Below are 2,699 nucleotides of genomic sequence, written 5' to 3'. Positions count from 1 at the left end.
CCCTGCCCGCTCAGGCGGAACAGGCCATTCTGCCCGGTGGGCAGGCTGAAGCCCGGGAGTGCGAGGGGGTTGACCTGCTGTTGTGCAAGGTCGGGAGTCAAATTGCGATTGATACTGACAACGGTCGCTGTATTGCCACTGACCTGCGTTGCGCCCACACGGGAAGCGTCGCTGGCAAGCGCGACGCCTTGGCGAACGACGCTGTTGTTGAGGTTTTGCGTCGCGCTGATATTCACCGCGCCACCGGCCTGGACCACGGCGCTGGTAAAGCTCGATGAGCCGCTCATCGTGCTGTTGAAAGGCTGGGCACCCACCATTTCCCAAGGCCCGGTATCGGCACCTATAGTGGGGTCAACCCAATACGGGGTCGGAAGCCATAACGGGCCGTACGTGGTGCGCGGCTCCCCATCACGTCCACCACTACGGGCAGCCCCCACCTGAACCATGGACTCAGCGCCGGAGCTGGTCCAAAAGTGAATATTGGGTGCTGCCGGATTGTAGGAAGGATCATGGCCGGTGTTGTAATTCATGACCGTGACCATGAATCTCGATAAGTCGTGCGGATTGAGATCGGAATAGCTATAGGAGCGCCGAAGACTGTAGTCACCGACAGAAGCACCCTGATTGGTAAAGCTCTGCAGATTGAATGTGAGGTTGTTTCCGGCGCTGAGGTTCGACGCCTGATTGATGAAGTCGCCCCCCGTGGCCGTGAAATTACGCCCGGCAGTCATGCTGGCAGACGCCGAGTCCTGAACGACCTGCGACTTATAGTTCTGCACCCAGACCAGGTAGCTGGGATCATCCCGATGGATTGAGGTGCAATCGGAGCACTGCACCCCGATATAGCCGGACACCAGACCACCCGTGGTCTGGAACACATCCTTGCGGTTCTCGATATGACTGGCCGAGAGGCTCAAATCCCCGCCGCTCTCCATCGTCGAGGAGATGTTGTTGATCGATGAGCTCAAGCCATTGCTGTCATCCTTGGCAATGCTCAAGTTGCCGAAGCTGTACACATCCGCATAACGGTTGGTGAACACGTCGGTGCGCAACGCCATGTCGCCGCCGCTGAAGATCAGACCATTCTGGCTCAGCAAATTCGGCGTAGTCAGACGCAAGTTGCCGGTACTACCCAAGGTCCCGTAGTTGTTGATGGCCCCGGCATTGACGCTCAGGCCGGCCGCCGAAGTGATACGGCCGGAGTTGTTCAACGCCCCGCCGACATTGATCGTGCTATCGCCGCCACCGGCTATGCTCCCGGTGCTGCCCAGATTGAGCGAGGCGGCGGTCAGCCCCAGGCTGCCCAGGCTGCTGTAACGCCCATTGCCGCCGTAGTTGCCCGCCAGATTCAGATTGGCCGTGCCGTCGCTGGCGATCAGCCCGTCGTTGTTCCAGTTGACGCCGTTACCGGTCAGGCTGGTGGTCGCCAGCAACTGCCCGCCCGCCGTCTGATTCAGGGTATTGACGTTCACCGTCAAGCGCCCGGCCTGGATCACGCTGCTGTTGGTCCAGCTGTCCGCGGTCAGCGTCAGGCCACCGCGGGTCACCAAACTACCGCCCGCATTCATGATATTCGCGGTGGCGATATCGAAGGTGCCGTCGCCCAGATGCAGCAGGCTGCCGCCCTGGTTCAGAAACCCGCCCGCGTTCAGGGTCAGGTCGCTGTTGGCGGTTTCCAGCTTGCCGTTGCGGTTGTCGAACAGCCCGCCGATCTGGAAGTCGGTCTTGCCGCTGCTGCCCAACGCCCGCAGTTGCCCGGTCTGGTTATCCAGGCTGGCGGCGCGCACGCTCAGGGTGCTGTCGCTTTCGATAATCCCCAGGCGGTTGTTCAGGGCGCCGTTCAGGCTGAGGTCGATCCGTTGCCCGGCGATCTGCCCGTCGTTGTCGCCGCTGTTGTCGAAGTTGTTGCCGCTGACCTGGACCAGGCCCTTGGCGTACAGCCCGCCGTTGCGGTTGTCGAAGTCGGCGGTGGTGATCAGCGCATCGCCGCCTTGCGCCGAGATCCGCCCGCCATAGTTGTCGATCCCGCCCAGCGCGCTGAGGCTCAGGCGCTGGGCCTGGGTGATGCCACCCTGGCGGTTGTTGTTCAGGTCGTAGCCGTTTTTCAGCACGCCGACGATCCGAGCGTCGAGGGCCGCCTTGACGCTGGCCAGGGTGCCGCCGCGGTTGTCGAGGTTGGCGGCGCTGACCTGCAGGTCGCCGTTCTGGGCGATGAGCTTGCCGCTCTGGTTGTCGATATCGCCGGCGATCGTCAGGTTCAGCGCCCCCTGGCCTTGCACGGTGCCCTTGCCGTTGGCGAGGCTGGCGGCGCTGAGGGTGACGTCGCCGTTCTGGCTGTAGATCAGGCCGTCGCCGCTGTTCTGCACGGCGCCGCCGGTAGTCAGGGTCAACGCGCCGTTGGCCGCCACGGTGCCGCGATTGCGGTTATCCAGACCGCCGCTGAGCAGGCTCAACAACCCCTGGCTGACCAGTTGCCCGCCCTGGTTGTTGAGCTGGCTGCTGCGGCTGATCAGCAGCGGCCCAGCACTGGCGAGCTTGCCGTTGCTGTTGGTGAGCACCCCCAGCAGGTCGAGAGTGACCGCGCCCTTGCCGGTCAGGCTGCCGCCGCTGTTGTCCAGCGTGGTGCCGGTGAAGCTCAGGGCCTGTTGCGCGCTGAGCGTGCCGCTGTTGGTCAGGGCCAGGGCGTTCAGGGTCAGGGC

1 protein-coding gene is annotated in these 2,699 nt (G+C 63.2%); it reads right to left on the bottom strand.

The features are described 5' to 3' along the window. Window positions 1-2,699, bottom strand: a 2,699-nt coding sequence (locus UCMB321_RS00570; protein ID WP_040063016.1) for a beta strand repeat-containing protein, incomplete at both ends; no start/stop codon positions are given.

It is taken from the genome of Pseudomonas batumici (assembly GCF_000820515.1).
GTDB lineage: Bacteria > Pseudomonadota > Gammaproteobacteria > Pseudomonadales > Pseudomonadaceae > Aquipseudomonas > Aquipseudomonas batumici.
The sequence above is the reverse complement of the archived record's forward strand: the minus strand, read 5'-3'. Positions and strand labels throughout refer to the sequence as shown.